The following is a 25849-nucleotide window of genomic DNA, read 5'->3' on the forward strand; positions in this document are numbered from 1 at the left end:
ACCAGGCAGGCGACGGCGGACTCCTGCTCGCAATGTCCAGCCAGGAAGTGGTGGGTGGAGGGCGCGTAGAGCGAATCGGGGTGCCGCAGCCCGAGCAGGATCCGCCCTCGGGAGTCCTGCGCGTACAGGTGGACTCCGACGACGTTCAGGACGCCCCGCGTACCGGACTCGACGCGCCGGTTCGGGACCGAGACGGCTTCCTCACCGCTCATCGGGACACTCCCGACCGCCGGCGGACTCCGGGTTCGCCCCGGGGTCTCGTGACCAGGTCGTCGGGGTCGGGGGGAGTGATGCGCGGCGCCGGGATTGGTGGGTTCGATGTCATCACGCGCAGTGTATAGACCCCTACCGACAGTCGCGGGATGATGTCGTCCGGGACCGCGGGATCGTGCGAAGGGTCGCCCATGCGGCGGCTCACAGTTGCCCGCGGAGCGCGATCTCGGCTCTGTCCACGGCTGCCGTGAGGGCTTGCGCGTGGACTGCGCAGAGATGTCCGGCGTCGAGCCCCGATGCGCTCAGGACGGCACGGAGTTTGCGGGTCTGTCCACAGGTCAAGCGCGAGCGTGCCGGGCGGTGGTTCAGGACGTCGCGGGCGGCGTAGGCGTCGAGGGCGGCCACGTCGGCGAGAGCGTCTCGCACGCGGATGCCGGTGGGGTCCGCGGGTTCGCGGTTCAGGTCGAGCACGGTCAGTGCGACTCGGGCCTGGAACGCGGCGGTGGCCGGGTCGGGCGGTGTGATCACCGGGAGTACCTCGCGTAGGGCGAGGTCGGGGTGCGGTTGTCGTGGTTGGCAGTGGGCGCGCAGGAGGGCCGCGACGGTGTTCTCCCACGGTTCCGTGGGAACCGTGGTGTCGATCATGGTGCGGGCCTGCCGGTCGAGGCCGCGTTCCATCAACGACATGATCGTGATCTGGCGGCCGTCGAGTAGTCGGTTGCCGACGCCCCGGTGTGCTGCCATGGTTTCGGCGGCCTCGGTCCAGCGGCCGATCCGCGCCAGGGCCCTGGCGCCGTCGATCAGCACCGTCGCCCACAGTTCCTCGCAGATTCTTCGGTGGTCCGCATCGCTGCCGGTCAACACCGACAGGTCGATCTCCCGGTCGCGGATATCGGTTGTTCCGCGCCGCCGGCCGGCGTGGAGCAACCGCTCCAGGACCTCGTAGGCGCCTTCGCCGTCGCCTTCGCGAATCAGCAGTCGGGCCAGGTTCACCACCGGCATGAGCGCCATCACGGCGATGTCCCCGGTGAGGCGTCCCGCGTCGGCGAAGGCCCGGTGCTGTCTCCAGCACAGATCGGCGGCCAGGTCGGGCAGCCCGACGTCGGAGGCGATCAGCGCGGCGTAGTTGAGGACCCCGCTCGCGCGGGCCACCAATGCGCGGTGGCCCGCGTCGGCGGGCGGGACGGCCAGCGCGGTGAGGTGGTCGATGCGCTCGGCCAGGGGTAATCCGGGCGCTTTCGGTCGACGCACCAGAGAGGCGGCTGTTGGGCTTGTCGACGACGAGGCGCGACTCGGTGGGCGCGAGTTGCCGACGGGCGTCGCCGACGGCCATGCGGAAGCCGGGGGCGGGTGCGGTGTTGCCCCAGCCGCGGTCCCATTCGCCGATCTCCGTGGCGACCTGTTCGGCGAGCGCGGCGGCGTGGGGGCCGTGGCCGATGGCGCCGATCTCCCAGAACCTGCCCTGCTCGTCCTCGCCTTCGCGTACGGTCAGGTAGGCGAGGGTGTCGCCGTCGAGGGCTGCCATGGAGCCCCATGCGAAATGCGGGGTGAAGCCGGGGCGGGATCCGGGCATGCGGGACAGGCCATTGGGCAGCACGGTCGCCAGGTACAGGTACAGCCACTCCCAGGGGTCGCCCTGGCGGAACTTCACGCCGGAGTAGACCTTGCCGGAGGGCTGATCGAGGACGGTGCGGATCGCCTCGCGGTCCACGTCCTGTTCGCTGAACGTCTCCAGGCGCACGTTGCCTTCCCCGGCCATGGGCACGAGGGTGTAGACGTCGTCGCAGACGCCCTTGCGCAGGGGCACGAAGGTTGCCATCTCACAGGAGACGGTCTTCCAGGTGCGGCCGTCGCGTTCGAAGGCGAAGCTGCGGGAGACGCTGCCGCGGATGCGCATCGGCAGGACCAGGCGTCCGTCGGGGGCGAGTTGGTCGAGGATCCGCACGGGGACGTCGCCGGCGCCGACGGTGAACTGGATGCGGTCGAAGGGGGCGTGTTCGGGGAGTCCGGTGGCGCCGTCGGCGAGTTCGACGCTCACGTTCGACGCTCCGGCCTGGGCGAGGTTCTTGCGGGCGCGGTCGACGAGGTCCTGGTCGACGTCCACGGTCCACACCTGGCCGTCCGGGGCGACGAGTCGGCCGAGCAGGGAGGCGTTGTAGCCGGTGGCGGCCCCGGCTTCGAGGATCCTTTGGCCGGGCTGGGGGCCGAGTTGCTCGATCTGGGTGGCGACGATCGAGGGTGCGGAGATGCAGGAGATCATCTCGCCGTGCTCGTCGTGCTTGACGGGCACGGCGTCCTCGACGTACGCCGTGCGCGGGTCGACGCCGGGGAGGAACAGGTGACGCTCGACCTCCCGGAAGGCGGCAATGGCGGCGGGGGTGCACAGGTGGCCGCCGTCGACGAGGCGGGTCACGAGCGCCTCGCGAAGTGCGGCGGGGTCGTTGGCCGGGGGCGTGGTGGTCTCCATGCGAGTGAGGCTAGGGGCGGGGGAAGCGGCTCGGTGGGTGGACACGTCGGTTTCACTCCTGTCGGCGAAGGCGACCTGTACGGCCAGCCATGCCGTTGCCGCCTGTTCGGCGACCGGTACCCCTGCGCGGTTGAGGGCGAAGATCGCGTGGTGGGCGAGTACCGCGCGCAGGCCCCGGACCAGGTGCCCGTCGACGGCCAGTCGCCGCAGTCGGTGCCCGGCGTCCTCGAACGCGGCGACGCGTCCCGGCCAGTCGGGCTCGGCGTCCGGCCGCCGGGCGGCGTCGGCGTTCGTCAGGCGCCGCATCGCCGCGATCGCCCGCTCGCGCGCCCGGCCGGTGGGAGCGATGACCGCGGGGCGCAGCGAGCCGAGCCTGGCCCAGACGTCGCCGATCTCGAACGGGTCCAGGCCAGCCGCCCGGTTCAGGTGACAGAGCAGGAGGACGCAGCGTTCTCTGGCACCGGGGCTGCCGGTCTCGGCCAGGGCGGCGGGGCTGTCCGCGCAGAACAGTTCGTGGGCGACGTCCATGCCGTGGGGGCCGCCGAATGCCGTGGTCTCCGGTTCGTAGACGCCTGCGACCCAGCCGTTGAGCAGTCGGTCGGCGACGAGTGCGTCCAGGAGATGGGCGGCGGAGTGCTCGGTGCGCAGTCGCAACCCCCGGTCCTTGCGTACGAAGTGGAACCGCCGGTCGCTCAGGGCCAGGGACAGCGCCCGGGCGGCTTCCGGGCCGGCTCCCGCGCGGTCGGGGAAGGACACGGTGGCGTGCCACCAGAGCGCGTCCCGGGTGATCGGGGGTCCTTCGTCGTCGACGTCCATGGTCCGGGCGCTCCTTGGTCGTGGGTTCCGGGGGTGGGAATGGGTGGGTCAGGAGATCAGCAGGGCGCGGGCCCAACCGGTGGAGTTCGTGCCGTCGAGTGCCAGGTGTGCGCCGGCTCGGCCTTCCATCAGGCCGGGCTTGGCCAACCGGTCCATATGGGCGGCCAAGCGCTCGCGGAGGTCCGCGATCAGCGGGGTGAGCCGGGCGGGCGTGAGGCTGTGTTCGGCGACGGCGCGGGCGGCGGTCAGCAGGCCGGCCCAGCCGTGGCACAGCGATGCGTCGGTGACCCGTGCCAGACGGTCCGGGTCGGTCAGCGCGCCCATGAAGGTGTCCTCCGCCGCGCGTGCACCATCCGGGTCGCCCAGGGCGATCGCGGCCGACTGCAGGGCGAGGGCAATGCCGGGTTCGCCGTAGCACCAGGACGGACGCGCGGCCGCCGCCGGGGGCGGCTCGTCTGCGGACAACCGATCACGGGTCGTCCAGTAGCGGTGGCCGTGCCTGCCCAACCAGCGCGCGAACACGGCGATGGCATCGTCCTGTCCGGGAACCTGGATGCCGTGCCTGGCGGCGAGGGCCAGTACCGCCAGGGGGCCGGCGATGCCGTGTGCGACACCGTTGTTGCCGTGTCCGCCGTCCATCGCCTCGCCGGCGGGGCCGGTCGGCGACCACCAGCCCGGCAAGGCCCGGCCCTCGACAAGAATCGGCCGTGACAGGGACACCAGGTATGCCAGCACCTCCCCCAGGAGCGGCGGGGTGTCGTCGCGGGTCAGCAGCAGCGCGCCCAGTCCGCTCAGGCCCCGGACGAGGTCGAACTCCGCGAGGCGTGGCAGCCCTCCGCAAGCCTGCCGGCGGTGGGCGGCCGCCAGCCGGGTGGTCACGATGCGGTCCACGGCGCGCTGTACGTCGCGGTCGGGGCGCCCCGCCCGGCCGAGAACGAACTCCAGCGCCGGGGCGCCGTGGAACAGCGACGCGTTGCCTCCGGCGCTGACACCGTGCGCGACCGCTGCTTCCAGGCTGCTTCGTGCGCGGGCGGCGTTGCCGCGTTCGATGTGCAGCAGCGCCACCCCCAAGGGGCCCTCGGACAGGTCCTGCGTCTCGGGCGGGCCGGCGGTCGCCTTCACGGGCGTGCCCGCAGCGGGATGACGATGCTGTGGGCACGGCCGCCGATCCAGCCGTCGGCGTCCGGCGGCGGCGCGTCGTGCAGGACCGCAACCCCGGTCGGGGCGGCGGCCAGGTGCGTGCGCAGCAGGTCCAGGTCCATGTCCCGGCGCAGGTCGAGCGGCAGGTGTTGGTCGTCCTCGGCCAGGAGCACGCGGTCCGGCACGCGGAACCGGCTCTTCCAGGCATGCAGTTGCCCTGCCCATCCGTCGAACGTCGCTGCCGGCCCGGGCAATGCCGTGGCCGGGAACTTCCAGCGGGCGGCCACCAGGATCGAACGCCGGTGATGCAGGGCGGGGGTGAACGGAAGCGTCCAGGCCGCGCCCCAGTCGAACCCCGTCACCTGCGGGGCCCCGGCTCGGGCGATTTCGGCGAGGAAGCGGGCCAGCGGTGGGGTGTTGTTGTTCCACAGGAAGTTGATCGCGGTCGGCGCGAGAAGCTCCAGGTGCGTGCCCGTGGCGGCCTCGGCCAGGTACAGGCGTCCCTCGCGAAGGCCGACGACCAGATCCGAGGGGAAGAGCACGTCCTTGCCTGCGTGCCGGAACTCCCCGACGCTGACCAGCCGTGGCAGAACCTGCGGGGTGCGTGTGAGCAGGTCGGCCCGGACGCGGCCGGCGTGGAAGGACAACTGGGCGGTCCGCGTTCCGGGTTCGACCGTGGGCAGATCGGCGTGGGTCGAGCCAGTCTGCGGGAACAGGTGCCGGAAGCGGCCCGTCATCGATCCGGCCGCGCGCGAAACGGTGGCCACCCGCAGACGAAAGCCCCCCTGGTCCAGCGCCCGGGTCGATGCCGCCTGGATCTGCACACACAGTTCGAGGTGGGGCGCGCGGCACGTGGGCTTGCCGCCTGCGGCCTCCAGCCGGTCGATCATCGCGCCGGACAACACCACCGATCCGCGGCCCTCGACGGCGGCGGTGCCGGCCAATTCCAGGAGCAGGCGGTCCCGGCGGGTCATCGGGCGAGGCGGTTCGAAGACGCGACCGAACCCCTCGGGGAAGCCCAGACCCGTGTCGGAATCCGTCACCTGCAACAGCGGCACCCCAATCCCCTCTCCGAAGCGGTCGGCGAACCGCTCGGCGTAGCGGCTCCACGCCCGGGTTCCCGCCGGGTGTGGGGCGAGCCTGGTCAGGACGGTCGCGGCCGTCTCGGCCTCGACCTCGACCGTTCGCGGCAGTCGCACGAAGGCGTCCAGTCGCAGGTCCGGAGCCGAGGCTGCGGTGCGGGCTCTCGCGCGCAGTTCGCGGGGCAACGGGTCGGCCGGGTCGACGACGGTGGCGGGTGCACGCAGCGACGAGCGCAGCAGCCGCACGCGAAGGAGTTGCGGCAGCAGCCGGGTCCGATCGTGTTCGTCCGCGTCCGGGAACTCGGCGGCGACCTTGTCCGCGAGGGCCGAGTACCGGATCGGCGACCGGGCCGCCTCCAGCACCAGCGCGACCGCGGGTGTCAACGCGAGCGAGAACTCCGAGGCGCCCTCGGAAGGGACGTACAGGCGCCCTCTCCGCCGACGGGCCAGGGTGTTGACGCAGACGTCGACGTCCGCCATCCGCTCGGCGTCCCTCTCCCACTCGGCGATCGCCGCGTCCAGCGCCACCGGGTCCGGCCGGGTGACGACCCGGTGCCGGTCCCCGAAGCGTGCCTGTGCCGCGCCGCCGAACTCGATCGTCGCGACACCCGCGAACAGGCCGAACGGTGTGGAGCGCTGCGTGTACCTGATCGCGTACCGGGCGGTGGCCAGTGCGGCGCGGCGTGCGCGGCGTGCCTTCGTGGATCGTCCGCCGAGGATCTCCCCGACGCAGCGGTCCAGATCCGGGCTGGCCGCGGACACCGCTCGGCGAAAGGCGTCGTCGGCCCAGACCGCGCCCAGCCAGGACCGCCAGTGCTCGAACGGCGCGCCGGGGCTCGGCCACGTGGGCATGTCCGGCCCGGCGAGGTTCACCGCGGCGCGCAGCATCCCTTCACCGGCGCTCCGGTACAGGCTGTGTCGTGAGCGCGTCATCACCCACACTCCGTTCCTGGCCAAGGGCCGCGGGCCGGGCGAACGGTTCCGTCCGGCCCGCGTGTCCGAACGATCCGGGCTACGAGGTGGTGCAGGCACTCGGGCAGGAACTCCCGCAGTTGTCGCCGGTGGTGCACGTCAGCACCGTCTCGGTGGCCGGCGTGTTCTCGATGAGCGTGATGTCGAGCCGGAACGGGTCGAGCCCGGTATCGGTGTCGACGGTGTCCTGCGGCTCGGGGCTCTGCCCGATGGTCGGAGTCTGCATCGTCTGTGCTCCTGATCCGTTTTCGGAGGCACCGGTCCGGACATGGGGCCGGTGCTCTGGTGCGAACGCGCGGCTTGCTGCCGCCGGGCGCGGTCCGCGGGCGCGCGCCCGCGACGAAACTCGAGGTTCGCGCCTCGCCCTGTCTTCGGGTCGAGGCGAAGTCCGTTGCGTCGTGTCCCGAACCGAGCACACACCGGGATCGGGCGGAGAACAATGAGGTGGGCCGAGCCGGCACCGATCCCAAACCGAGGAGGGCGTCTGCGATGCCCGACCAGATCCGGCACGATCTACGGCAGACGCGCAGAGCATCCGGAATGACCTGGGCGAGGTTCACCCGCGAGGCGGGGTTCCACCAGGCATACCTGCGCAGCGTCGAGAACGGGAACCGGTCGGTGACCCTCGGTGTCGCCGCCGCGTACGACCGAACCCTGCGCACCGGGGGCCTGTTCACGAGGAGACTGGAGGCCACCGGCTCGGCGCCGGCCGGGAACACGCCGTGGAACCGGGCGGGGACCCTGACGGCGCTCGCGAGACTCTCGGACGGGAGTGATGTGGACCGCAGGAGCTTCCTCACGACAGGAGTGGCGCTCTCCGCCTCGGCACGCGGCTGGTCCGAGGCCGTGGAACGACTGCGGACGTCCCGCACTCGCGCGCCTGTTCCCGGCGGCCCGGCGATGTTGGCTCACGTGAACGAGCGGCTCGACCACCTCATGCATCTCGACGACGAGCTCGGCAGCGGCGAGGTGTACCGGCTGGCCCGCGGCGAGCTGTCCTTGATCGTCGGGCTCATCAAGTCACGCCGCTACGACGGGCCGACCGTGGACCGGCTGTACTCGACGGCGTCCGAAGCGGCCCGGCAGGTGGCGTGGGCCGCGTTCGACCAGGGTCGTTTCGGCATCGCCCAGCGCTACTTCGACGCCTCCCTCCGGGCCTCGGCCGAGGCCCGGGATCCGATCGGCGGCGCCTACACACTCTCCTTCGCCGCGATCCAGTGCTACTCCGCCCCCGGACAGGAGCACAAGGCGATATCGCTCCTGGAGACGGCACACGAGCAGGTGAAGCACAAGGCCACTCCGCGCATGCGCGCCATGCTGGCCGCACGCACCGCCCGCGCGCTGTCCAAAACCGGCGCAAAGAAGGAATGCGCACGCCAACTCGACATCGCCCGCGCAGCGTTGGACCGGGGAAGACACGACGACGATCCGAGGACCCTCTACTGGGTGGACTACGGCGAAGTCAAGATGATCGCCGGCTCGGCCGCCTTGCAGCTGGGCGAACCGGCCCGGGCGGTACGGTACTTCGAGGCGGCGATGCAAGCGTCCTATCCCGGCGACGACGAGTATCCGCGAAGCCACGCGATCTACCTCGCGCGGGCCGCCGAAGCACATCTGACCTTGCACGACCTCGACGCCGCGGTCGCCACAGCGCGCCACGCCACCCGATGTCTCGGGTCCGTGGATTCCGCCCGTTCGGCCACCGAACTGACGGGACTTCGCGCGAAGCTGACGGCGCACCTCTCCCACGCGGGTGTGCGCGATTTCCTACAGGTCGGGTAGACCGAGCATCTCGCGCAGACGACGGGCCGCGACACGCTCGTCGAGTGCGAGCAGCGGCTTCATGCCCAGACGATGCGCGGCGGCAAGGTTGTCCTCGCCGTCGTCGACGAACACACACCCCTCGGCCGACACGCCGAGTTTGTCGAGCACCAGGCGGAAGGCGGCGGGATCGGGCTTGCGTATCCCGTGCTCGGCCGACAACACGACCTCGTCGAAGGTGCCGCGCAGGTCGAAGCCCGCGTAGGGATCGTACGGTTCCCGCCCGAGACTGTTCGACAGCACTGCCGTCCTGATCCCCGCGGACCGCGCCTGCCGAGCGACCTTGAGCACCTCGTGGGCCGGGAACGCATCATGGAGGTATCGGGCCATCAGGTCGTGGGGAACAACACCGATCAAAGCCCCGTAGCCTTCGTTCCACTCGGTCTGCGTGATCAGGCCGAGCTCCAACCGTCGGAACAGCTCCTGCCCTCGCGGATCGGCCCACCCGCGAAGGAAAGTTCCCCGTGCGACCTTCTCCCGATCCTCGAATGCCGAGATCACCTCGACCATGTTCCAGGTCAAGACCCCGAAGAAGTCGAAGACCACACCGCTGTACCGGGGCCCTGGGGACATCGCCATCACGCAATCCTAAAGCCCTGACAGACGCAGCAGCAGACCGCGCCCGTCGCGCGACGGTCATGCCGAACGCACCCGACCGAGGCAATACATCGTCCTGTGGAACCGCGCACCCGGCGACGGCCGGCACGGCCGCGCCCGAGCAGGGTCGACAACTCCCGCAGGCAGGGTTCCTCGGGACACGTTCGCGGACGAGAATCACGGAGAAGCAGCAACCGATCGGCACATCGACCCGTGGACGCCGGCGCTGCACAGTACCGGCTACCGGGACGTGCATCGGCATTCGGCTCCGGACGACACGCGGATTTCAGCGCCGGATCCGTCACGAACGCGCCCACGCCGGCCGAGAGCAGCGTCGTGATCGTGTCCGTCCTCACTCGCTGTTTCATCAACAACCGCGTTCCCGAGGCCACTTCGCGTCCGCGTACACACCGTCCGAACGGTGTGCCCACCCCGCCGGCGCGAGCGCGCGCCCGTGATCGTGCCGCTCACGTGCGTGGGGACGACGCGTCGGGGGGTACGGTCCGGCTCTTCCCCACGGCGTGGAAGCGGGGGCCTGCCTGCCTCGTTCGCCTGGGACGTTTCGTTCGCCCTATAGGTCGGCGCGGGCCAGAAGTGCTTCCGCCTGTTGCCGGGTGAGTTTCGGTGGGGCCGGTGGCGGTGTGCGGTCGCCGCCGACGTTGGGGTTGCGGCGGTACGTCAGGATCCACTGGGCGACCGGGTTGTCGGTGTTCAGGGTGGCCACGATCCGCTCGCCCAGGGCCGGTGGGGTGTCCGGGCGAGCCGCGATCGCGTTGCGGACGAACATGTCGGGATCCTCCGCGAGTCGGTCGCGCAGATTCGCGGGAAGGTCCGGGTGGTCGGCGACGGCCACGCGCACGGCGGGATCCGCGTCGGCGGCCATCTCCGGTGAGGGGCCCGCATGAACGACGGCGGCGGCGCGGGTCTCGGGGGCGGCGAGGAGGGCGGGCAGCAGGTCCGCCGGCGGGACCCACCTGCGGACACTGCTCGTGCGGACGTTCGGGTCGGGATCGTTCATCAGGGCCCGACGCACCCGGTCCGGGGCGTCGCGCCAGTGGTGGACGATCTCCCGGCGCACACCGGGATCCGGGTCCGCGGCCAGGTGGACCAGCAGTTCCGGCGGCAGATGATGGTTGCCCGCGAGGAACGTCCGCACGGAGGGATCCGGATCGTCCGCCAGTCGGGCGAGCAGCCCCGGCGGATCGTCGGCGACGCTGGTGGCGATTCCGCACCGGACGATCGGCTCCGGGTGCTCGGCCAGGCGGGCCCTGATGTCGGCGGGGACGCAGGCGTTGAGCGAGAGGGAACGTACGGAGCCGAGCGCGATGATCTCCTCGATCATCGCCTCGGTCAGGTCCCGGCGCAGCAGCGCCACCGTGCGGCGGGCCTGCGGGTGTCGGAGCAGACGCCACACCAGGTCGGCCGGGAGGTCCTTTTGGGCCGCCAGCGCGTCCAGTTCGCCATCCAGACTCATGACCGCAGGCTAACGGGTGAGAGGTATCCGTCGGTCGTCGGTCGCGGGCCGGCGCATGACCCCCATGATTGTGGGGCGTTGCCCGCCGGCCGACGTGGACGTGGACACCGGGCGCGGTTCGGCGTGCGACGCTCGCCGGTTCCTGCCGGCAGCGTCCGAGGCCGGGGGCAATCGACGCCGGCCTGCGTCGACCGATCCTCGATACCCGGCAAGGTGGTGGGTCCGGGGGTCAACGCGCGGCCCGGACTGCCGTCCCTGTGACGTCCGGACCGCGCCCGCCCCGGCATTCGCCGGGCGCACAGTATGACGCGAGTTCCCCGGGGCACGAGACGCGCTTGCGCGAAGTCGACGGGACATGCCTTCGTCCCGGCGTCGCGTCGGGCCATCCGTCATCACCCGCGGCGAGGCATGTCGCTGCCCGCGGCCGGATTGGCTCGAAGCGGCGTTCGTCGAGGCTGGTGGTCCGGATGTCGACGTGGGTCACGGATGCCCCGTCGACCGGCGTCGGCATGCGATCCGGTCCTTGTCGGGCGGCGGCGTGTTCAGCGTGGTGGTGTCCCACAGTGCGAGGTGGTCCAGGATTGCGGCAGCGGTCACGAGGTGTGGAGTGGGGTGTCCTGTGGTGAGGTCGTCGGGGAGGTCGACGTCGTGCTCGAGGCGGATCAGGTCGCGCCATCGGCGCAGGTCTTCGGTATGGGCGGCGATGCGCGCGCCGACGGCGCCCACCAGGCGGTCGGAAGCCAGGAGTCCGTCGAGGGTAAGGCCACCGGACAGGAGTCGCGCGGCGGTGACGGCTCCGACCCCGCGGATGCCGGGGATGTTGTCGGCCGGATCGCCCGTGAGGGCTCGAAAACACGGCCATTGCCCGGGGTGGACGCCGAAGCGGGCGTGGACGTCGGACCGGGTCTGCACGCGTCGGTCCGCTGGAGCCCCGCGGTTGAGGACGCTGACGGCGGGGTCGGTGAGGAGTTGGAGGAGGTCGCGGTCGCCGGACATGATCCGCACCGGCCGCGCCTCGGCGAGGGCCCGGGTGGTCAACGTGGCGATGGTGTCGTCGCCTTCGGCGGTGTCGTGCTCGATCCAGCGCACGCCGATCGCGTCGAGGGCTGTTTTCACCCACGGCAGGGACGCGATGGGGCTGTGGTCGGCGTCGGCGCGGTTGGCCTTGTAGTCGGGATCGGTCTCGACGCGTGCCGCGCTTGCGAGTTCGCCGTCGAAGGCGACGAGGACCTCGTGGTCGGGGGCGTGTTCGCGTTGCGCCTTGCGGAGCAGGGCGAGGGTGCCGAACACGCCGGTGAGGTCGGCGCCGTTGCGGCTGGTGATGCGGGCGGGGAAGCCGAACCTTATGTCGCCAGTTCTCTGCTCTCTGATCGGAGTTCGGGATTCACGGTTCCCCCAGCTCAGAGCCTGTTGGTCCGCTGGATGACAGTGCAACACCTGTGTTGCTCCTTCCTTCGCCGTTCGTTCACCAGAGATTGAGGACGGTCAGGACCTCAGCCGCCCGGGGAATTACCGGTGTGGGCTTGCCCGTGGGCGATGTCGGCAACGGAATGTCGTTGATCATCCGGGCCAAGTCCCGCCAGCCGAGGACCTGTTGCCAGGCCGCGAGGACGGCTTCGCCTGCCCGCCCGGTCAGACGGCCGGAGCCGGGCAGGCCTTCCAAGTGAAGGCCGCCGGCAAGGAGTCGGGCAGCTGTGGTCGGGCCGATGCCGCGAACCCCGGCGATGTTGTCTGAAGGGTCTCCGACCAGGGCGGATCGGTCGCACCACTGGTCAGGAAACACGCCGAAACGCTGCTTGATCTCCGCTGCGTTGATGATCCGCCGGTCTGCGGCCCGCGAGGTGTTGAGGATGCGGACCCGGTCGTCGAGAAGCTGATAGAAGTCCCGGTCCCGGCTGAAGATGTAGCAGTGCCGGTCCCCGGCCAGCCGGGCCGCTGAGGCGATGACGTCGTCGGCCTCATGCTCCTCCAGCTCAACCCAGGGCAGTTCGATCGCGTCCAAGCCGCGCTTGACGTCCGGAAGGCTCTTGATCGGCAATGGCGTCTCCGTGGGCCGGTTCGCCTTGTAGTCCGGGTCGGCTGTCTTGCGGGCGGCCGAACCCAGTTCACCGTCGAAGACGACCAAGACCTCGGGGTCGTCGGGGAAGTTTTCCGTGACGGCCTTGCGCAGGAGCGCGAAGAACATGAAGGCGCCGGTGAGATCGCGCGTCTTGTCCCTGCTGGCAACCGATGCCGGTGTTCCCATCGCCGCCATCCAAAGCAGGTTGTGGCCGTCGACCAGGACAAGTGCGGTGGGATTCATCAGGTGGTTTCCCGTCGGTGCAGTGGGACGACGTTGGTTGAGGCCGCGTCTCTCAGGACGGCGTTTTCCCTGGCCAGGGCGTCGATGGCCGCCGCATAGACATGCAGCCGCCCCTCCAGGACCGCGCAATGCTTCTGAAGTTCGGAATGCCTGGCCGTCAGAGCGTCGTGGGCCGAGACGGTCTGGGCCTGGGCGGCCCGGCCGGCCTCGGATGCGGCAACGCGCTGGTGGAAGAGATCCTTCAAGTCGGTGTGCTGATGTGTCAGATGCCAGCGCTTGAGATCCGCCTCGACGGCCAGCTGGGAGATGCTCAGCCGGCCCTGGGAACGGCGGGGCGCGCCGTTGAGGAGGCGGTCCATCGCGTCGAGGATCGCCCGGCGGACCGGGTCCGCCTCCGTGCGGCGGGTCATGAGGCCGAGTCCGTCCGTCCGCTGGTGTGGTCCACGATGACGGCCTGGAGACGATGGAGTTCGCGCTGTTCCCGCCCATGCCGGATCGGCGGCGCCAGCGGGTCGGCGACGATCTCGGCGAGTTCGGCGACCCGGACCTGGATCTGGAGGATGTCACGGTCGGTGCGGGCGAGGTTGGGGCAAGTGGGTCGGCAGTCGTCCTGGTCGGGGGTGACCTGGGGATCGTCCCGGTCGCCCCGGAGCTGGCAGGCCGCCTGCAGGGGATTGAGGACGCAGGTCATGCCGTCACCGTGGTGAATCTGAAGGAGCGGGTTGCCCACCAGGTCGCGAGCCTGTTGGGTGCTGGTGAGCACCAGTCCGCCGAACTCGGTGGCCGCGCCGGTCACCCGCCGGCGGTAGGTGTCGGCGGCGGGCCGCTGACGTGCTCGCCGTCGCGGAGGGCCTGTTCGTCCTCGGCGATCCGCTCGATCCGATAGAGCCAGTCCTCGAAGGCGTAGTCGTCGGGGAACCCCGACGCGTAGGAACCGGCATAGCCCTGGAGCAGCCGGGTGTGGACATGTCCGTACTGAATCGAGGCGGCAACGAGCCCGCGCGGGCGCCGCCGGATGAACCAGGCCAGCGTCCGCCGGAACCGGGACGGGTGCAGGCGGGCGTAGGCATCGGCGGGGATGTGGTCGGTGCGGCCGGTCCTGTCGCAGAGATCGTTGACCCAGCCGGTGAAGTCCGCCAGGTCGGTGGTGATCATTTCGTCAGTGCGGGCCTTGCCTTTGCGTTGCTCTGCCGTCCGGGCCTCCAGCCGGTGATAGAGCTCGATGCGTGTCGGAAACAGCAACTGATGGGGGTGCAGGCGTTCCAGAACACCGACCGCGCGGGCGACGACCTTCACCACCACCCAGGGATCGCGGCGCGTCTCGCCGGCCGGGGCCTTGCTGCCGTCCTTGTTCCGGGCGTTCTTGAAGAACAGGCCGCTCATCAACCACAGGTCGTTGTCGCGGTCGTGCTCGATGCAGCCCCGCCGCAGGTTCAGCACCTCTCCCGAACGGGCTCCGCTGAGGTAGGAAATGATCACGAAGCAGGCTGTGGTCAACAGTCGGGCCATGTTCGGCGCCTGGTGAAATCCGATCCGGCCCGGCAACCAGGGTCCGCCGTCCAGACGGGCGGTGACCGGCGCGTCCAGCGGCGAGTAGTCCCCGACCGGCAGCCCCGACTCCCTCACCAGGTGGCCCGTCCGGGTCTGGCTGAACGATGCGGAATCCAGGACCCGGCCCAGGTGGCGCCAATCGACGACCGGGACACCGTCTTTGTCCCTCTTCCCGGGCAGTGCCTCCCCCCGCTCCCGCAGGGTCTGGAGATAGGCGCCGACCTTGGCCTCCAACTCACCGGGCCAGTGCTGGGTGTCGCGGGTGATGCCGTAGCGGCGTCGGGTGTCCGGAGTCTGCGTGTGCAGGTCGAGGTGCTCGGCGTGGGCGGCCAGGATGTCGTCGGCGAAGTCGTCGACGAACCGGATCGACCACAACAGCAGAAGCTGCATCGTCCGCTCGGCGATCCTGCGGGTGCGGTTGTCCATCGTCCCGCGGATGCGGCCGAACAGTTCCCGGGAGTCCTCCCCGTCCCAGGGCGGCGCCGCCGGCAACCGCATGGAGGAAGGAAGGACCGTCCGGTAGGCCCAAAGACGCCGCACTTCGGCGAGCTTCCGGTATTTCAGCTCCAGGGAAATCTCCTCGTCCGCAACATCCCTGAGGTAGTCGTCCAGCAACGGCAACGTGATCTCACCCAGTGACGCGACCTCACGACTGTCGAGCCAGGTGAGGAAGCTCTTTAACTGTGCGAAGGCGACGACCACGGTGCTGACGGCCGGCCGGACCGACGTGGCCCAGGGCATGGGCATCGGTCCCCGATGGTTCAGCAGCTGCCAGACGTAGAACTTGACCTCCTGCCGCAGCGCGCGGGAAATCGTGGCGAAGTTCAGGCAGATGGCCTTGGTGTGGTCTTCGAACACGGCCTGGTTCAGGTGCCAGCGGTCGTCGCAGAACCGCGACAACCCGGCGGGATCGGTGCCAGGCCGCAGGTCGCGGTTCAGCAGGGCCGGAGTGTGGGGATCCGGCCACTGGGTGCCGTCCGGAATCGTTTCGAAGGCGGCAGGAATGACGGTCGTCACAGATCCAGTTCCCTTCCCAGAAACCGTTCGACGAGCTTGCGGTCAGCGTCGGTCACCGCGTTGCGGGCGTCGGCGACGGCCGTGTCGTCGTGCTGGTCGAGGATGTCGGCGAGCTGGGCGAAGGGCCCGGCGAACCGTTGCGCCCACTGCATCGGCGTCACCTGGACCCGGCGCTCGGCCAGCCGATCGCTGACCAGGACCTGAACGGGCAGGTGACGGGGCAGCGCGCGGGCGCACGGACATTCCAAGCAGGTCATGAACGACGCCCGGCAGGGCTCACCGGCCGGGGCGTGGGCACTGTTGTGGTTGTCCGCGCAGGCGTTCATGACGGTGTCGAGCTCGCCGCTGATCATCCGTTTGAGCGTGGTGACGTCCAGGCCGTGCTCGGCGGCCACCTCCTCCGGGTCGGCGAGCGCCGCCTGCAAATCCTGCTCGCTCAGCAGCGTCATCGCCCCGCGAGTGCGAGCCTTGGCCACTTCACCCGCCAGCGTGGAGGCCACCACCTTGCGGTATTCGGTGAGGTTGCCGCGATTGCGGCCCAGATAGTCGTCGAAGAACGTCCGCCTGGTGTGGGCAACGGGCCGTTGATGCAGCTCCAGATAGGTCAGCCGGAGGAGTTCCAAGGTCACCCACAGCGGCCGGGGCTGTTCCCCGTCGTCACCCGTGCGGTCGGCCTGCAGCCCGTGGCGCTCACCCCAGAAACGAACCTGATGGCCGCCTACCCCCAGTGACCTGAAGCCCCCGCCGTAGCCTCTCCCGCCGCGGTCACTGTAACCGGTCAGCAGCCGGCTGATTCCGCTCAACTCCCTTGCTCGGGAGGTCAGTTCGTGCAGCAGCAGATAGACCCCGAAGGGGGTGTGGAGCATGTCTCGCGACGACAGGTTCTCCGGATCTTCAGGAACGCTGATCCAGTCGGGAATCTCGCTGAGCGCCAGCGTCATGTGAGCCCGGGACCCCCGGCGCCGCTTGTTCAGATCCACGATCGCCGTGCCCAGGTCGGAGGTGTAGCCGTCCGCCCGGTGGTGAACCGCCGGCGTCCGCTGGATCACACCGGGATTCTCGCCGGTCAGGACGGCCAGAAGCACCGCCCCGGCGGCGACCTCGTGAGCAGTCGGATAGAACCAGGACATCACATGCGGAACACCGCCGTGATCCTGGACCCAGGGCTGCTGGAAGACCTTGCCGATGGTCTTGCCCGACTTGATCGGTGGAGTCCGCGGGACATCACCGAACCGGTCGATCCGGTCCATCAACTCGAACCGGCGGGCCAAATGACGGTCTGCCGCGGCATCAAGCTCTCCCACCCGCAACCGCCGCAGTTCCTCGCGATGCGCGCGGATCCTTGTCGCCGCGGCCCGCAGATCCCGCCGGGCGGCCTCGGCCATCCGTTTGAACTCCTCGCGGCTGTAGCTCTGCTTGGGTTCGCCAGGGGATCCGGCCGGCCCGGCCGACCGGATCTTGCCGGCCATGTCCCCGGTCAGGCCCTCGGCCTTGGTCAGGAGCTTCTTGACGTGGCCGAGTTCGTTGATGTGGCTGCTGAGATGGCTCCGGCCGGCCTGGAAGCCGTCGAGGTGCTCCGGGGCCAGCAGCGCCATTTCCGTCGGCGGGCAGGGCATCAAGACCAGGTGCCGGGCGAAGTTCACCACGGCCTGGTATGCCTTGTTGTTCGAATGGTGCGACGTCAGTCCGCTCCCGGGCGCGGTCCGGCGTTCGAAAGCGGCGGCCAGGCCGTCCCGCAGGGCGGGTGCCAGCCCCAGGTCGGTGAAGTCGTAGTCCCGGTGCGTGCGGTCCTGCTGGTCGTAACAGCGGACCACGACCCGGCCTTCCCCGCCGGCCATCAAGCCGCGCGGGGTCTTCGACTCCGCAGCGGGCTGGAGCGCCCGGCGTCCCCGCGGGCTCACCGCCCCACCGCCAGCGGGTCCGTCCGGACCCGTGGGTGGCCTGCGAAGGCGTCGGAGATGAACCGGGCGATCGGAAAGCCCTCGGCGTGGGCGAGGAGCACTTCGACCTGCAGGGCCTCAAAAGGTTCCAGATAGACCTCGCGTGTGGTCTCGACCCTGCGATGGCCAAGGATTGTCTGGACCAGGCTCCAGACATCGCCGAACTGCTCCCGGAAGTCCCGCACTTCGTCCTCGGACAGGTGCCCGAGCCGCGCTGCCTGGACCAACTGTCCGACGGCGAACCACTTCAGGGCCAGCGAGTGCCGCAGTATGTGCGGGGTGCAGGTGAAGCCGTCCAGCCCAAGCGACCGGATCCGGGCGTTGGCCGTGTCGAAGGTGTGATGCCAGCCGTGGGCGGCGCGGGGCAGCCCGTCCTCGTTCAACCACAACGCCAGGGGCTCCAGGCCCTGCGGGGTCCGACGGAAGAGCAGGCGCCGAGTGTCGGGCCCCAGGTTGTTCCAGTCCGTCTCCTGCCTTTCGCCGCGGCCGGCGAAGAACGCCGTCGTGCGGGTCGTTGCGGTGACCAGCCGCATGTGCCGGGCGTGCTCGTAGCGGCCGGCGTCCTGGGCTCTGCGGACCGCCGCCGCGGGGGCGCCCTCGATGTAGGCGATCACCCCGCGCAGGGCCGCCCGGGGCATCCAGTAGCGGTAGCCGTAGCGGCCCTTCGCGCACTCGTCGGCGAGCTGGCACCGGTAGTAGCCGCGTCCCCGCTGTGGGACGGGGAGCTCCGGGAGCACAACGCTCGACCACGAGGACAACCGCAGGCCCGTCCCGTAGAGACCGTTGACGAACGCGGTGTCGCGCTGCTCGTTGCGGCCCCGCCAGGCCGGGTCCACCCGGCCGTCCAGGCCCCGGCCCCGGACGCCGACGGAGATCCACCGGTCGACTGCCGCGGGGTCGAGCCACTTCACGTCCTGGCGCTTGCGGCCCCGGGGCGGGTCCCGGTCCTCGAACGGGTTCCGCACCGGGTGGCGCTTGCCGATCCATCGGTAGAACGTCTTGCAGCCGGCCATGTCCCGGGCGAACGAGGACTCCTGAACGGCTTGTTCGTTCGCCGGATCGGTGATCCGCCAGAACTGGAAGGCTTCGACGTCTTCGTCTGTGGCCTCCCACCAGTTGCGCCCCAGGGCGAGCAGGAAGTTCAGCCAGACCCCGATCGAGTAGGCATAGTCGCGGTTCGTGGTGTCCGCCCGGTTCCGCATCTTCGCGGACGCCAGGAAGTCGTTCACCCTCATGTCCGGTCGACCGTCGGGGCCAATCAAGAACCGCTGGCCGTCCCGCCCGCCGTGTGCGCGTACGCGGTCGGGAAGACCGGGCACCAGCGCCAGCAACTCTTCGGGGAGCTCAGCGCGCCATCGTTCGAAGTCGTATCTGTGAACTTGCCAGCAGGCTGTCGCCGTCATCATCGCGGTCACACAGTGTTCAACCGCACGGAGCAACAACAAGTCACTGGATACAGAACGAACCAGGCGCTGTAGAGCAGGTGGTGGCCGTCGACGAGCAACAGCGGCGTGGTGGCTGCGGTCACGGCTATCCCTCGGCACGACGACTCGAGGCCTTGACCGAGGCAACCGGGTCCCCGCCGACCGGCGCGGACGTCGACGCCATCGCGCCCGGGACGTGCACGGGGGCCACGCCGCGCGGAGCATCGCTGCCCGAGCCCGGGGCGGCGTCGCGTTCAGCTCCCCTTCGGTCATGAACGGCGGCGCAGATGGCGCCGCGCTACCGGTACACGTCGATGAGGTCGTACAGGTGTGTGCTGTGTGCCCAATCCCCCAACTCGGTGCGGCCGACGAGGTGGATGCCGTGGTCCGCGGCGTCATCCCCCCGACGCGGGTGTACGGCGCATCGTCCTGCTCGGCGAACCGGACGAAGCCCACCCATATCAGACCCTGGGGCCAACTCGGCCGCGGCCAGGGTCGGCTGCCTGGCTGGGCGGAGCGGATGAGGCCCCGATACGCTGGGGCGATGACCGGGTTCGACGACACCGACCGACGGCAACTCGCCCTGGTGTTGCACGAGTACGCCGAGCACGTCCTGGACGAGTCGGCCCTGCTGCGGGTGCGGACGAAGTACGGGGACGTGTACCTCGAGATGTTCCGTACGTTCCCCCCGGGCGCCACCGACGGCGTCTTTCACGCGATCGACCCTGTGCTGCCGCTCGGCGCGCGGGAGAAGCGGTTCACCCCCACCCACGAGATCCGATTCGCCGTCCTGGTCCACGCGTACGCCGAACACGAACTCGACCAGTGGACCGCGCCGGAGACACGCACCACCCGCGGTCCGGTCTACATCGGGATCACCAACTCGACTCCCCACAGCGGGACCCACGACAACGGTCGGCCGCTCGACCACCTCCTCCCCACACCGGCCACCGACAACCGAAGCGACACCCGCTGAATCCGCGCTGGACACGGCGTTCCGACGTGAGCCGTGCTTCACGCCGGTGAGGGTCGGTCGGGCGTGGCGTGGTGATCGGGGTGGGACAAGTCCGCCCAAGGGGTGTCGGGGGCAAAGCGCCATACGGCGGCGACCAGGGCCTTGAGTTCGTCGGCCGGGCCGTCCCAGGTGGTGACGGTGCGGGAGACGGGCATGCCCACGGCCCTGTCCAGCCATCGCCCCGAACGCCCGCCCTCCAGACCCGCGCGGCGGCGATAATCCGCGGAGGCGACCACGCCGACCCAGCGCATGCCGTTACCCCGCCAGGACACCACCGTCTCCACGTCCGCCCACGCCACCACCCTGGGAGCACGCCCGAACCCCCAGTGCAGGGCGACGCCGTCCGCGTCCACCCGCAACACCACTGGCCTGAACACGGGCCCCAACAGCACGAGCACCCCGCCGAGCCCGAAGAACCCCCACACGAAAATCGCCAGAGCCGGCGGCAGGTCCGACAACCATGCCATCGCGGACACAACCACCCCGAACGCGAACACCCCGACATCGGTCCGGGTCCGATGGGAACGCAACTCGAACGATGCGACAACGGGCGCCATGAGCCCATGCTGCCGGCACCAACCCGCCTTCGACACAGGGCAGTCCACCGACACCGCCCGCCGAGCCCACACCCGAGCGGGCAGACCCGAGCCGATCGGCCCCCGGAGGTGGCCGGTCCCGGTCGACGACCACGCCCCGACACATCCCGGGCGGGTCGCGCTCGGAACCGACGGGTGCGCCGGGGGGTAAGGCCACTCCCGGCACGGTCACCGAGCTCGGTCGAAGCGACCTCGGCCGTCCGAGCGCGCCCGACTCGCCCGAGGAACCCCGACGCACACACGTGAGAGGCAAGCCGTGATCGTGGCCGGATCCGACTCCCTGGCGGCGCGGAGCAGGGGCGTGGTGCCGCGCGGGTGGCGGCCGGTGTTCGCGCGCATCGCGCGGGAGGACTGCGTCCCCGATCGGGTCTGGCCCGAGGACTCCGACACCCTCGTCGACCGCCACCGGGATCCGAACGCGTGGCGAGCGGCGGTGTATTCGGACCGGGCGTTGGTGACCCAGTGGTACGACGGCCGGCATGCGGGCGACGGCGCGGGGCAGTTGGCGACGTCGTCGGCGTCGGCGCCCTCGACGATCGCGGAGATGCTCCACGACCCGTCTCGACCTGGACCACTACCTGGAGGCACTGGTGCGCAAGCCCGGAGCCCTGCCCGGGGCGACCGCGCTCGAACAGACGCGTTCCGCAGGCAGGTTCACCCCGGTCCACGACGCCTGGTGGGCAGCCGCCCGAAGGGCTCACGGAGACCGGGACGGCACCCGCGCCCTGATCGAGGTCCTGCTGCTGAGCCGCCACCTGCCCCACGAACACCTCGTCACAGGCCTCGCGGTCGCCCTGAAAGCCGGAGCGTTGACCGCCGACGCCGTCGCGCTCGAGGCCCGCAAGGCCGCCGCGGCCGACACGCCCGGACTTCCCGCCGAGCCCGAGCGGCCGACCACAGGCCAAGCGAACGTGACCTCCCTGACCGCCAGGCGCCTGGCCCACCTCCCGCCCGACACTCGGCCGCTGCCCTCGGTGGCCCACTACGACCAACTGTTGCGACACCGGCGACCGGACCGCCCGACCACCACCTGAAGGAGAACGCCGTGACCTTCCCCCGCCAACGAGGACCCACCGAGCAGGCCGCCGGCTTCCCTCGCGACAAGTCCCTCGAGTTATCTGGGGTAGTGACGAAGGATTTTTACAAGGCTGCTGTTCAGGGCGCTGCGGACGCGTCGGGAAGGCGGTTGAGGGCGCCCCCGCCCAGGCAGCCTGCTCTTGGAGGTAATCCACTGTCCTGTTGGAGCGGTGCTTCCATAGGATCGCGTCATGACTGCCGATGCCCCGCTCACCCGAGAGTCGTTCCGGCGCCTCCACGCGATCAACACGCCCCGGCCGGTGTCTCAGTTGCCGGATCGTGTCTGGACCGACGGTGACTGGGAGCGGATCCAGCGTGGATATCGAGCCCGGGACATGGATGAGAAGTGGAACGTCTTCGTCGAAGGCGATCTCCTTTTCATGCACCGGAGTTGGACCGGGCACGGCATCTATGAAGCATCCTTTGCCCCGGTGATCGGTGGTGGGGTGAGGATCATCTCCGCCGTGGTGGAGAGCGATCGGGAGAATTATCGGGGCATGGGCGACGAGTACGACCGTCTGATGATGGAGCTGATCATCAGCGCGATCGTCCTTGGTGAGCCGGCCGCGGACCTCCGGGCCGGACTCGTGGAGCTGATGGCACGGGCTTCGGGAAAGAGCGATCTTCCCTCGGGTGTGGTGGAGCACAGTGCTCTGGGATTGCGCTCTGGATCGTAGGTTCCTTCGCCTGGCGAGGGCCGTCACGGGGCCATGCGACTGGATCACGCGTTGCAGGCGCAGGATCTCGCCGTGCGCGGCGGCGGCCGTCGCGCTGTGGGCTGTTGATCACGGTCCAGGTCAGGGAGATCGCTGGTGCACAGGTCACGTCAGTGGCTGTTCGAGAGGATCCGCCGGGCTCAGCGCGAGCAGGGGTTGTCGGGGCGGGAGCTCACCGCGCGGAGAACGAGCCACGGGAAAGCGCCGAACACTCCCACTCCGCATTGATCCCGGCCCCCGGCTCCGGCTCCTGTGCCGCCGGCCCTCCGGGGTCTCCCGAGGGATCGCGCGCCGTTCTCTCACCTTATTTTCGACCCAACGCATCCGCCGGTTCGGAGAGTTGGCGAACCTGCCCCACGGTCAGGTGCCGCGCGTCCCACAAGAGGGCGGCGGTATCGACCACCTTCGCCGGAATCGGGCGCTGTGGGTCCGGGTGATGCACACCGGTCAACGACACCAGGACGCCGACCGGCACACCGAGTACGGCTGCGAAGCCGTCGAGAAGGTCAGCGTCCGGTTGCCGCTCTCCACGCCCCACCCGGCCGATGGTCGACGCTGCCCGATAGACTCCGGACATCGAATACATCACCTCCGCTCCCGAAGCCCAGTCCAGATTACGGAGGGCGAACATCTCCACCAGGAGGCCGCCGAATCCCGGGGGATACTCTTCGTAAGGTTGCGGCTTCCTGCGGGCAAGCGCCTGCCGCAGTACGGGCATGGACCGGGCATCGTCACGCAGTCGCCGTCGGTCGGCCTCCGACAGCGAGAGGGCCCGTTGCACCAGTTGGGGCAGCACGCCACCGGCCCCGTCATCGAAGAACCACGCCTCTTGCGGCAAAGCCACGCCCGCGACGAGGAAGAGATCATGGCGGTGCAGCCCGAGTCGCTCTGCGAGCCGTTCGAGGTACTCCTCGGTCGGTGGCCATGCCACGGAAAACGAGGGCGGCTCACTCGCGGGAGGCCCGACCCCTTCCGAACAGCCGCCACCCTGGCACCACCGCGCAAGACGCGCCACGAGGACGTCGGGCTCGGGATACATCGGAGAACTCATCACCACCGCCACCTGGAGAGGACGCCGGGCGCCCGCCGATGAAGCTTTGCCAATTTAGCGGCCCGAAGCATCGGGGTAATACCTCCGGACACCGTCGGCGAAATTCCCGCCGTGTCTCCGGAAGACCGTGCGGGTGACATCCGGAAAGGGGGTGAATCCCGCCGAATCCTCTGGGCGGTAGTGACCGGAAAAGTGAGCACACCCTGAGGCATGACCGAGCAGGCCGCCGAGACCGCCGTTGACCAGGCATGCCGGCTTCTGCGTCTGCCGACCGTCCGCACCGAGTTCCGCGAGACAGCCGCGAACGCAGCCAAGGTCCGGATGACCTGCCTCGGGTATCCGGGCGAGCTACTGCTGGCCGAGTGTAACGAGCGCGCCCGCCGCCGGTCGGACCGCCGGATCAAGGCTGCCGGGTTCCCGCGCGAGAAGTCGCTGCGCACCTACAAGTTCGACGCCAACCCCAACGTAGACCCAGCCGTGGTCCACACCCTCGCCAAATGCGAATGGGTCAAGAAGGGTCGGCCGCTGTGCCTGATCGGCGACAGCGGCACCGGCGAATCCCACCTGCCTATCGCCCTCGGCACCGAGGCTGCGATGGCCGGCTACCGGGTCCGCTACACACTCGCCACCAAGCTCGTCAACGAACTCGTCGAAGCTGCTGACGACAAGCAGCTCACCAAGACCATCGCCCGCTACGGCCGCATCGATCTTCTCTGCATCGACGAGCTCGGCAGCGACGGCAGTTTCACTAATCGAAAAGGCGCCTTGGCAAGTCGACGGTGGCGCGTAGGCGTGGGTTCCGGTTGAGGTATCCGCTTGTACACGGGAAACCGCAGACGGCAAGATCCCCTAGCATCGCTTCATGATGAACATGGAATCGTCGGCACCGGCGCGGTGCAGCTGATGGGCTATCTGCTTCTCGCGCTCATTGCCGCCTTAGCCTCCCTCATTCTTGCCGTCACCGGGCTTTCCGCTCTTATCCGTCATTCCGCCGGAAGGCCCGGCAAGCAGAACATACTCTTCGGTGCCGCCTCTCTCATAGGCGCCGTCGCAGCGGCGTTCTTCACCGCAGGCTTCCTGGCGGTCGGATCTGCGATCCTGGATTCCACCGACGGCGGCACGAACTCCGGCCCACCCCAGGCTTGCGTCAACGCGGGCGGAGCGAACAAGGCGATGCACGTCAACGGCATCGAAGGAAGCATCCTGCCGTTCGGCTTCACGTGCACCACCCCGGACGGAGGCGGCTTCCGAGCCGACGAAATCCCCAGGTATCTGACCCTCGGTGCGTACGGTCCCGGGTTCGCCGCGGTGGCGATGTTCATCCTCGCGACCGCCCGCCGGGAGGCACCTGCCCCGAGTGGCCCCGGCAGGGCACTCCGGTAGGCAGTTCGAGAATGTAGGGACGATCCGCGGCAACCATCGCGATCGTCCCGGTCACGATCTTCATGTGGTACGAGGAGCGTTGGCGTAAGGCCGCGTCGGGAGTCGGTTCGGCCGCGGCCACGGAGGAGGTCGCGGCTACGAGAGACCCGCCACGAGCCGGTGAGCGACGAGGTGCTCCGGGCGGATGTGGGTACCGGGACCGAGTCCTACCGGCTCGGAGGCCCGCGCCCCGAGCACGGTCCCCCATCCCGGGCCGGCCCGAGCCGACATCCGTCAGACGAGGCAGAACTCGTTTCCTTCCGGGTCCGTCATCACCACGTGATCGGGTCTGCCCTGCACTTCGTCCTCGTGGACGACGGTGGCACCCGCGGCGGTCAATCGCGCCACCGCCTCCACCACACGTGGCCACCGCACCTCCCACGGCGTCTCACGACCGCCGCCGACCTGCACGTCCAAGTGCAACCGGTTCTTCGCCGCCTTCGGTTCCGGGACCTTCAGGAACGAAAGGTTGGGACCCACCCCGTCCGGATCCGAGAGATAGGCACCCTCCTCCCACTCGTCCTCCGGGATTCCGTGATGGGCGAACCATTTCTCCCAACTCCCAAACCCCGTGGGCGCCGGCTTCTCCACATAGCCCAACGCCAGCGCCCAAAACCCGGCCAGCTCCGCCGGTCGCGCACAGTCGATCGTCAAGCTCCACGCGGTCGCCATACGGTCCTCCCCGATCAGGACTAGTTTGTGCGTGTCTGAGGGCCGATCCGCCCCACGCACACCACGCCCTGTTCACGGGAGTAGTCCGCCCAGTGCATCCGAGGGGACCCCGGACGACCCCAAACTCACATGAGCCGCCATCCGTACCAACCTGCGGGCGACGACCCACGACGGCACGGGAAACCACCGCAGCCGACCCGCGTGTGACGTGATCGTCCGCGAACTCTCCCACATCTTTATTTTGCCGGGAGCGAATGTAGACCCGTGAGCGGGGGACTCGACGCACCACCGTCTGAAATCGCCTCGGAAGCCCTCGGTGGTCACAGCCCGCGCAAACGCGTCCAACGCCAGCAGAACCCCGTGACCAGCACAGACACGGCCCGAGCCTTTAGTACTGCAACGACACTTCGTGATACGAAGTCCCGTTCTTCGTTGGTAAGTTCGCGTCGTGGGGATCGTTGACGGATGGTCAGATGCGTTTGGT

21 protein-coding genes and 3 pseudogenes are annotated in these 25849 nt (G+C 69.7%); 6 read left to right on the top strand and 18 right to left on the bottom strand.

Features of this window, described 5'->3' with window-relative positions; genetic code table 11:
* The 6 genes and pseudogenes from ACFXKZ_RS51405 to ACFXKZ_RS51430 form a co-directional block, all read right to left on the bottom strand.
* Positions 1-212 (bottom strand): annotated as a pseudogene (locus ACFXKZ_RS51405) (NUDIX hydrolase); the annotation flags it as partial.
* A gap of 202 nt (positions 213-414) precedes the next feature.
* Positions 415-1464, bottom strand: a complete 1050-nt coding sequence (locus ACFXKZ_RS51410; protein WP_380015173.1) for a hypothetical protein — start codon at positions 1462-1464, stop codon at positions 415-417.
* Positions 1465-1528: 64 nt separating this feature from the next.
* A pseudogene (gene fxlM / locus ACFXKZ_RS51415) lies at positions 1529-3496 on the bottom strand (methyltransferase, FxLD system); the annotation flags it as partial.
* Between the two features lie 48 nt (positions 3497-3544).
* Positions 3545-4618, bottom strand: coding sequence for a lanthionine synthetase C family protein (locus ACFXKZ_RS51420; protein ID WP_380015176.1), 1074 nt, complete (start codon positions 4616-4618; stop codon positions 3545-3547).
* The gene (locus tag ACFXKZ_RS51425; RefSeq protein WP_380015179.1) at positions 4615-6651 is read right to left on the bottom strand and encodes a lantibiotic dehydratase family protein; all 2037 of its coding nucleotides are present in this window, start codon (positions 6649-6651) and stop codon (positions 4615-4617) included. Before ACFXKZ_RS51425 ends, ACFXKZ_RS51420 begins: the two co-directional genes overlap by 4 nt.
* 79 nt (positions 6652-6730) lie before the next feature.
* The gene (locus tag ACFXKZ_RS51430; protein ID WP_380015182.1) at positions 6731-6916 is read right to left on the bottom strand and encodes an FxLD family lanthipeptide; all 186 of its coding nucleotides are present in this window, start codon (positions 6914-6916) and stop codon (positions 6731-6733) included.
* Between the two features lie 263 nt (positions 6917-7179).
* Here ACFXKZ_RS51430 and ACFXKZ_RS51435 point away from each other — a divergent pair, with 263 nt between their 5' ends.
* Positions 7180-8472, top strand: coding sequence for a helix-turn-helix domain-containing protein (locus ACFXKZ_RS51435; RefSeq protein WP_380015185.1), 1293 nt, complete (start codon positions 7180-7182; stop codon positions 8470-8472).
* Here ACFXKZ_RS51435 and ACFXKZ_RS51440 read toward each other — a convergent pair.
* The 9 genes from ACFXKZ_RS51440 to ACFXKZ_RS51480 all read right to left on the bottom strand — a co-directional run bounded on the left by ACFXKZ_RS51440 (position 8458) and on the right by ACFXKZ_RS51480 (position 18627).
* A complete protein-coding gene (locus ACFXKZ_RS51440) occupies positions 8458-9090 on the bottom strand; it encodes an HAD family hydrolase (RefSeq protein ID WP_380015188.1) in 633 nt (210 codons plus the stop codon). The two genes, ACFXKZ_RS51435 and ACFXKZ_RS51440, sit on opposite strands and share 15 nt — an antisense overlap.
* 589 nt (positions 9091-9679) lie before the next feature.
* Complete coding sequence (locus ACFXKZ_RS51445) at positions 9680-10582, bottom strand: hypothetical protein (protein WP_380015191.1); 903 nt, start codon at positions 10580-10582, stop codon at positions 9680-9682.
* Positions 10583-11062: 480 nt separating this feature from the next.
* The gene (locus tag ACFXKZ_RS51450) at positions 11063-12019 is read right to left on the bottom strand and encodes a 5'-3' exonuclease H3TH domain-containing protein (RefSeq protein WP_380015194.1); all 957 of its coding nucleotides are present in this window, start codon (positions 12017-12019) and stop codon (positions 11063-11065) included.
* Between the two features lie 28 nt (positions 12020-12047).
* Positions 12048-12884: a 5'-3' exonuclease H3TH domain-containing protein gene (locus tag ACFXKZ_RS51455; RefSeq protein ID WP_380015197.1), complete on the bottom strand. Its 837-nt coding sequence runs from the start codon at positions 12882-12884 to the stop codon at positions 12048-12050.
* On the bottom strand, positions 12884-13294 hold the full coding sequence (locus tag ACFXKZ_RS51460) for a hypothetical protein (protein ID WP_380015200.1): 411 nt from the start codon (positions 13292-13294) through the stop codon (positions 12884-12886). Before ACFXKZ_RS51460 ends, ACFXKZ_RS51455 begins: the two co-directional genes overlap by 1 nt.
* Positions 13291-13680, bottom strand: coding sequence for a hypothetical protein (locus tag ACFXKZ_RS51465; RefSeq protein WP_380015203.1), 390 nt, complete (start codon positions 13678-13680; stop codon positions 13291-13293). Before ACFXKZ_RS51465 ends, ACFXKZ_RS51460 begins: the two co-directional genes overlap by 4 nt.
* On the bottom strand, positions 13677-15452 hold the full coding sequence (locus ACFXKZ_RS51470; RefSeq protein ID WP_380015206.1) for a hypothetical protein: 1776 nt from the start codon (positions 15450-15452) through the stop codon (positions 13677-13679). Before ACFXKZ_RS51470 ends, ACFXKZ_RS51465 begins: the two co-directional genes overlap by 4 nt.
* Positions 15449-17353, bottom strand: a complete 1905-nt coding sequence (locus ACFXKZ_RS51475; protein ID WP_380015209.1) for a hypothetical protein — start codon at positions 17351-17353, stop codon at positions 15449-15451. Before ACFXKZ_RS51475 ends, ACFXKZ_RS51470 begins: the two co-directional genes overlap by 4 nt.
* On the bottom strand, positions 17350-18627 hold the full coding sequence (locus tag ACFXKZ_RS51480; RefSeq protein WP_380015211.1) for a site-specific integrase: 1278 nt from the start codon (positions 18625-18627) through the stop codon (positions 17350-17352). Before ACFXKZ_RS51480 ends, ACFXKZ_RS51475 begins: the two co-directional genes overlap by 4 nt.
* A gap of 733 nt (positions 18628-19360) precedes the next feature.
* Between ACFXKZ_RS51480 and ACFXKZ_RS51485 the strand changes: the two genes are divergently transcribed.
* A complete protein-coding gene (locus tag ACFXKZ_RS51485) occupies positions 19361-19792 on the top strand; it encodes a hypothetical protein (RefSeq protein WP_380015214.1) in 432 nt (143 codons plus the stop codon).
* 38 nt (positions 19793-19830) lie between these two features.
* Here ACFXKZ_RS51485 and ACFXKZ_RS51490 read toward each other — a convergent pair whose 3' ends face one another.
* Positions 19831-20388 (bottom strand): hypothetical protein, encoded by a 558-nt coding sequence (locus tag ACFXKZ_RS51490; protein ID WP_380015217.1) that lies wholly within the window; start codon positions 20386-20388, stop codon positions 19831-19833.
* A 629-nt stretch (positions 20389-21017) separates the two neighbouring features.
* Here ACFXKZ_RS51490 and ACFXKZ_RS51495 point away from each other — a divergent pair.
* Together ACFXKZ_RS51495 and ACFXKZ_RS51500 are read left to right on the top strand one after the other, a co-directional pair.
* The gene (locus tag ACFXKZ_RS51495) at positions 21018-21461 is read left to right on the top strand and encodes a hypothetical protein (protein WP_380015220.1); all 444 of its coding nucleotides are present in this window, start codon (positions 21018-21020) and stop codon (positions 21459-21461) included.
* A gap of 234 nt (positions 21462-21695) precedes the next feature.
* Complete coding sequence (locus ACFXKZ_RS51500; RefSeq protein WP_380015223.1) at positions 21696-22181, top strand: hypothetical protein; 486 nt, start codon at positions 21696-21698, stop codon at positions 22179-22181.
* Between the two features lie 343 nt (positions 22182-22524).
* Here the strand turns inward: ACFXKZ_RS51500 and ACFXKZ_RS51505 are convergent, their stop codons facing one another.
* Entirely contained in the window at positions 22525-23259 is a 735-nt protein-coding gene (locus tag ACFXKZ_RS51505; protein ID WP_380015226.1) for a hypothetical protein, read from the bottom strand.
* 222 nt (positions 23260-23481) lie between these two features.
* On the opposite strand from ACFXKZ_RS51505, the pseudogene ACFXKZ_RS51510 reads away from it, so the two are divergent.
* Positions 23482-24003 (top strand): annotated as a pseudogene (locus ACFXKZ_RS51510) (ATP-binding protein); the annotation flags it as partial.
* A gap of 171 nt (positions 24004-24174) precedes the next feature.
* On the top strand, positions 24175-24654 hold the full coding sequence (locus tag ACFXKZ_RS51515; protein ID WP_380015229.1) for a hypothetical protein: 480 nt from the start codon (positions 24175-24177) through the stop codon (positions 24652-24654).
* Positions 24655-24927: 273 nt separating this feature from the next.
* Here the strand turns inward: ACFXKZ_RS51515 and ACFXKZ_RS51520 are convergent, their stop codons facing one another.
* Positions 24928-25365 carry a VOC family protein gene (locus ACFXKZ_RS51520; RefSeq protein ID WP_380015232.1) on the bottom strand — a complete coding sequence of 146 codons (438 nt, stop codon included), beginning with the start codon at positions 25363-25365 and terminating at the stop codon, positions 24928-24930.
* Positions 25366-25849 lie beyond the last annotated feature (484 nt).

This window comes from Embleya sp. NPDC059237, from assembly GCF_042754105.1.
Classification (GTDB): domain Bacteria; phylum Actinomycetota; class Actinomycetes; order Streptomycetales; family Streptomycetaceae; genus Embleya.